6 protein-coding genes are annotated in these 5,523 nt (G+C 67.2%); 3 read left to right on the top strand and 3 right to left on the bottom strand.

Annotation, left to right across the window (positions count from 1 at the left end):
- The 3 genes from Q0568_RS14550 to Q0568_RS14540 form a co-directional block, all read left to right on the top strand.
- A partial coding sequence (locus Q0568_RS14550; protein ID WP_298867764.1) for a branched-chain amino acid ABC transporter permease occupies nucleotides 1-656 on the top strand: 656 nt, incomplete at its 5' end.
- A gap of 19 nt (nucleotides 657-675) precedes the next feature.
- The gene (locus tag Q0568_RS14545; RefSeq protein WP_298867766.1) at nucleotides 676-1,656 is read left to right on the top strand and encodes an ABC transporter ATP-binding protein; all 981 of its coding nucleotides are present in this window, start codon (nucleotides 676-678) and stop codon (nucleotides 1,654-1,656) included.
- The gene (locus Q0568_RS14540; RefSeq protein ID WP_298867762.1) at nucleotides 1,653-2,456 is read left to right on the top strand and encodes an ABC transporter ATP-binding protein; all 804 of its coding nucleotides are present in this window, start codon (nucleotides 1,653-1,655) and stop codon (nucleotides 2,454-2,456) included. The genes Q0568_RS14545 and Q0568_RS14540 overlap by 4 nt, the downstream gene beginning before the upstream one ends.
- Nucleotides 2,457-2,596: 140 nt before the next feature.
- On the opposite strand, the gene Q0568_RS14535 is transcribed toward Q0568_RS14540, so the two are convergent.
- The 3 genes from Q0568_RS14535 to groES form a co-directional block, all read right to left on the bottom strand.
- The gene (locus tag Q0568_RS14535) at nucleotides 2,597-3,883 is read right to left on the bottom strand and encodes an ABC transporter substrate-binding protein (protein WP_298867760.1); all 1,287 of its coding nucleotides are present in this window, start codon (nucleotides 3,881-3,883) and stop codon (nucleotides 2,597-2,599) included.
- 122 nt (nucleotides 3,884-4,005) lie between these two features.
- Nucleotides 4,006-4,929 (bottom strand): EamA family transporter RarD, encoded by a 924-nt coding sequence (rarD, locus tag Q0568_RS14530; RefSeq protein ID WP_298867758.1) that lies wholly within the window; start codon nucleotides 4,927-4,929, stop codon nucleotides 4,006-4,008.
- A 76-nt stretch (nucleotides 4,930-5,005) separates the two neighbouring features.
- Complete coding sequence (groES, locus tag Q0568_RS14525; RefSeq protein WP_067242196.1) at nucleotides 5,006-5,302, bottom strand: co-chaperone GroES; 297 nt, start codon at nucleotides 5,300-5,302, stop codon at nucleotides 5,006-5,008.
- Nucleotides 5,303-5,523: the final 221 nt, after the last annotated feature.

The raw sequence follows: 5,523 nt of genomic DNA, 5'->3' as shown, positions 1-5,523 counted from the left end.
TGCTGTTCACCACCGAGCTGTTCCGCGAGTGGACCAACTCGGCCGGCGGCCTGGCCAACTACCAGCGCGGATTCCGCGACGCCAACCCGTTCCCGGAGGGAACGTACGGCTTCGGCCCGTGGACCTGGAACGAGAACGACCTCTGGTACCGCGTGTTCGGCCTGGTGCTGCTCGGCATCGCGCTGGCCCTGGTCTGGGCGCTCATGCGCAGCCCGTGGGGTCGCGTTCTGAAGGGCATCCGCGAGGACGAGGATGCCGTCCGCTCGCTCGGCAAGAACGTGTTCGCCTACAAGATGCAGGCGCTCGTGGTCGGCGGGATGATCGGCGCAGCGGCGGGAATCGTGTTCGTGCTGCCGACCGCGGTGGTCCCCAACGACTACTCCACCTCGCTGACGTTCTTCCTGTGGACGATCCTGCTGCTGGGAGGCGCCGCCACGGTGTTCGGCCCGACGCTGGGCGCCGTGCTGTTCTGGGTCGTGTTCGCCCTGCTGGGCAACGTGCTCTCGCAGATGGTCTCGGCGGGCATCCTGCCCATCTCGAACCTGCAGGCGGGTTCGATCCGCTTCGCGCTGGTCGGCGTCGCGCTGATGCTGCTGGTGATCTTCCGCCCGCAGGGAATCCTGGGAGACAAGAGGGAGATGACCTTTGTCCACTGATGAGAACATGGACGCCGGGATGCCGGCGTCCCCGCTGGAGGCGGCGGAGGCCGTCACTCCGGCCAAGCGCCAGAAGTCGACCGGACTGGCGAAGGGGCCCGCGGCTCCGGGCGTCGCGAAGGTCGACCCGATCCTCATCGCCGACGGCGTGGAGCGTCGCTTCGGCGGTCTGATCGCCGTCGACGTCGACCACGTGGAGATCCCGCGCGGCGCCATCACGGCGCTGATCGGCCCCAACGGCGCGGGCAAGACCACGCTGTTCAACCTGCTGTGCGGGTTCGACAAGCCCAATGCCGGCTCCTGGTCGTATGACGGGAAGAGCCTGGCGGGCGTGCCGTCGTTCAAGGTGGCGCGGATGGGCCAGGTGCGCACCTTCCAGCTGACCAAGTCGCTCTCGCTGCTTTCGGTGCTGGAGAACATGAAGCTCGGCGCACCGCATCAGGTGGGCGAGCGCTTCTGGCAGAGCCTGTTCCCCTTCTTCTGGCGCGAGCAGGAGAAGCAGATCGAGGAGAAGGCCCGCGAGCTGCTGACCCGGTTCAAGCTGGATGCCAAGGAGAAGGACTTCGCGGCATCCCTCTCCGGCGGGCAGCGCAAGCTGCTGGAGATGGCGCGCGCGCTGATGAGCGACCCGAACCTGGTGATGCTCGACGAGCCGATGGCCGGGGTCAACCCCGCGCTCACGCAGTCGCTGCTGGATCACATCCTGGGCCTGAAGGATCGCGGCATGACCGTGCTGTTCGTCGAGCACGACATGCACATGGTCCGCCACATCGCCGACTGGGTCGTCGTGATGGCCGAGGGCCGCGTGGTGGCCGAGGGTCCGCCCGAGGACGTCATGGACGACCCGGCCGTGGTCGACGCCTACCTGGGCGCGCACCAGGACGTGGACCTCGGAGCGGTCACCGGCCGCATCCAGGTGATGTCCGACACGACGGCCGTGAAGATCCGCGAGAAGATCGACGCCGAGGCCGAGGCCGACCTCGAGGAGGAGCAGTCATGACCGACACCCAGGCCGGCTCAGTGGCCCAGAACGGGGGCTCGGCCGCCCAGACCCCCGCAGACGACCGCGAGGTCGTCGTCGAGCTGACGGAGGTGCATGCGGGCTACCTGCCGGGCGTGAACATCCTCAACGGCGCGAACCTCACGGCACGCAAGGGCGAGCTGATCGGCATCATCGGCCCCAACGGCGCCGGCAAGTCGACGCTGCTGAAGGCGATCTTCGGGCTGGTGCACGTGCGCCAGGGCGAGATCACCGTCAACGGCGAGAGCATCGTGGGCCTGAAGGCCGACAAGCTCGTGCGCCGCGGCGTGGGCTTCGTGCCGCAGACCAACAACGTGTTCCCCTCGCTCAGCATCGAGGAGAACCTGCAGATGGGTCTGTACCAGAAACCGAAGGCCTACGCCGAGCGCCTGGAGTTCGTCACGAGCATCTTCGCCGAGCTCGGCAAGCGCCTCAAGCAGCGCGCGGGGTCGCTGTCCGGCGGCGAGCGCCAGATGGTGGCCATGTCGCGCGCGCTCATGATGGACCCGTCCGTGCTGCTGCTGGACGAGCCCTCCGCGGGCCTGTCCCCCGTGCGCCAGGACGACGCGTTCATCCGCGTGAGCGACATCAACAAGGCCGGGGTCACGACCATCATGGTCGAGCAGAACGCCCGCCGCTGCCTGCAGATCTGCGACCGCGGCTACGTGCTCGATCAGGGCCGGGACGCCTACGAGGGCACCGGCCGCGAGCTGCTGAACGACCCGAAGGTGATCGGCCTGTACCTGGGCACGCTGGGCCAGGACGAGGACGCCGCGTAGGTCGTACATCTCGAGAAGGGGCGGATGCTTCGGCATCCGCCCCTTCTGCGTGTCCAGGGGTGCTCCGACAGGCTCGGCAACCCAGGGCATGCGAAAGGCTCCGGATGCCGCAGCATCCGGAGCCCCTCATACGCGATGTGTCAGTTGGTGCGGGTGTACATGTTGTCCGCGCCGTACTTGAAGATGCCGATCGCGGCACCCTGCGGGTCGCCCCACTTGTCGAACGTGATGTCGCCGGAGTAGCCGTTGTAGTCGGCCTTGCCGCCGTCGTTGATGATCTTGGCGCACTCGGCGAACGTGGTGCACGCCGTGCCGCCCTTGACGCCGCCGGAGACCGCCTGCATCTTCTTCGCGATGTCGACGCCCTTGACCGACTGCGCCTCCAGCGAGGCCAGAGCCATCAGGACCACCGCGTCGTAGGACTCAGCCGCGTAGGTGAAGTCCTTGATCTCGGCGTTGCCCTTGCCCGTCCAGTACGTCTGCAGGCGGTTGGTGAAGTCGTCCTTCAGCGCCGGACCGGGGCGGGTGCCCTGTGCCCCCTCGAGCGACACCGGGATGGCGCTGTCGCCGGTGGTGCCGTAGTTGGAGACGTTGCCGTCGACCATGTAGAAGTGATCGGCCGTGATGCCGGCGTTCACCAGCAGCGGCGCGATGGTGCGGAACTGCTCGAACGAGACGATCGCCACGGCGTCCGGATTGGCGGCCTTGATGGACTCGACCTGAGCGTCGAACTGCGAGTCGCCGACGTTGAAGCCGACCGCCTCGACGACCTTGCCGCCCGAGCCTTCGAACGTGTTCTTGATCGCGTCGCGCAGGCCGGTGCCGTACGGGTCGTTCTGGTAGATGATGCCGAGCGTCTTGCGTCCGTCCTGCGACATCAGGTTGCCGAGCACCTCGCCCTGCAGCAGGTCACTGGGGGCGGTGCGGAAGTACAGCCCCTTCGTGGCACCGTCCTCGGACAGCTTGGTGAAGTCGGGCGACGTGTTCGAGGGCGAGATCGTGATGATGCCCTTGCTGACGTTGCCGTCGAGGATGATCTTGGACACACCGGATGCCGCGGCGCCGACGATGCCGGCGACGCCCGCGTTCTGCAGCGTCGTGATCGAGGTCACGTACGCCTTGGTGTCGCTGTCGCCCTCGTCCTGCGAGTTCATCGAGACGGTGATGCCGGCCTTGGCGTCGTTGATCTCCTGCGTCGCGAGTCCGACTGCTGCGTACATCGGCGGTCCCAGGAATGCCAGCGAACCGGACGACGGAAGCAGCGATCCCAGCTTGAGGGTGAGATCGGCTGCGGGCTTCTTGTTCCCGTCATTCGTCTTCTCGCCGGCCGGCGTGCTCGAGCAGCCGGCGATGACCAGTGCGGATGCGCTGACAAGCGCGATCCCTGCGAAGATCCTCGCTCCACGCGAGCCCTTCAATGCGTTCATGTTGCTCCCTTGCGTAACTGAACGTGGAATACCACCTTCGGGTGCCTCTTACCCTATTCTCTCGGGCGTCCCGGCGGTGGCCGCGGTTGTCTCGGTCGCTTAACGATCCGGCCGGCGCCCGCTCAGACCAGCTCGGCCGGCTCGGCCGGCTCCTCGTGGCGGCCGCGGGCCTTCTGCACCAGCAGATCGCCGACGAACACGACGATCGCGAGCCATACCAGGACGAATCCGATCCAGCGCTCCGGCGGCATGGGCTCCCCCAGCACGGCCCAGCCCAGCAGGAACTGCATGATCGGGGTGATGAACTGGATCATCCCCACCAGTGAGAGGTCCACCCGGCGCGTGCCGGCGGCGAACAGCAGCAGCGGCACGGCCGTGGCGATGCCCGCGCAGCTGAGCAGCACCGTGTGCAGCGGGCTGATCGTGCCCATCGTGATGCCGCGGCCGTCCTGCGCGACGAAGACGAGGATGACGATGGCCACCGGGATCATCCAGAAGGATTCCAGCGTGAGGCCGCTGGCGGCATCCACCTGCGGGCCGATCTTCTTCTTGACCAGGCCGTACAGGCCGAACGACGCCGTCAGCGACAGGGCGATCCAGGGGAACGTGCCGTGCGCGACGATGATCACGCCCACTGCTATGCCGGCGATGCCGATGGCGACCCATTGCGCCGCGCGGATGCGCTCGTGGAGCACCAGCACGCCCAGCAGCACGGTGAAGATCGGGTTGATGAAGTAGCCCAGGCTCGTCTCCACGACGGCCCCGCCCATCGTGGCGATCACGAAGACCTGCCAGTTGATGTAGATGAGCAGTCCGGCCAGGGCCGTGAGCGCCAGCAGCCTGGGCTGCCGCCAGATGACGAGCAGCCGCTGCCAGCCGCGTGTGACGCTCAGCAGCAGCGCGCAGAACACCAGCGTCAGCAGCAGCCGCCAGGCGACGACCTCGAAGGGGCCGGTGGGGTCGAGCGCGATGAAGTACAGCGGGAAGACGCCCCACAGCAGGTAGGCGCCGATGGTGTACAGGGTGCCGGCCGACTTCGTGCTCACCGATCAAGCCTAGTGGCGGGCGGGGACGACGAAGGGCCCGGATGCACGGCATCCGGGCCCTCTGAGAACGTCAGCGTCAGCGGACGACGACCGCGAGGACGTCGCGGGCCGAGAGCACGAGGTACTCGTCAGCGCCGAACTTCACCTCGGTTCCGCCGTACTTGCTGTAGAGCACGCGGTCGCCCACGGCGACGTCGAGCGGAACGCGGTTGCCGTTGTCGTCGATGCGGCCGGGGCCCACAGCCACGACCTCGCCCTCCTGGGGCTTCTCCTTCGCAGTGTCGGGGATGACCAGACCGCTTGCGGTGGTCTGCTCTGCCTCGACCTGCTGGATGACGATGCGGTCCTCGAGCGGCTTGATGGAAACCGACACGGTGTACCTCTTCTTTCGTGACTGAGATCAGAAGACTGTTAGCACTCTCATGCCGAGGGTGCTAACTCCAGTGTAGGCCGTGCGTTGGCACTCACGCAATGCGAGTGCCAATCGAATCAGGCTGCGCAGGGTTCCGGTGTGTGCGAGTTCGGAGCTCGCCCACAGCCCGCGGGGCCCGAATGGCGGGCTCACGGGCGCGGAGCCAGCCACATGCGACCCGC

This window comes from uncultured Microbacterium sp., assembly GCF_937927635.1.
Lineage (GTDB): Bacteria > Actinomycetota > Actinomycetes > Actinomycetales > Microbacteriaceae > Microbacterium.
This window is presented reverse-complemented; position numbering and strand designations above follow the sequence as displayed.

Coding starts and splice junctions, on each gene's coding strand:
- Q0568_RS14545 (WP_298867766.1), top strand. CDS start 676: ATGCCGGCGTCCCCGCTGGAGGCGGCGGAGGCCGTCACTCCGGCCAAG.
- Q0568_RS14540 (WP_298867762.1), top strand. CDS start 1,653: ATGACCGACACCCAGGCCGGCTCAGTGGCCCAGAACGGGGGCTCGGCC.
- Q0568_RS14535 (WP_298867760.1), bottom strand. CDS start 3,883: ATGAACGCATTGAAGGGCTCGCGTGGAGCGAGGATCTTCGCAGGGATC.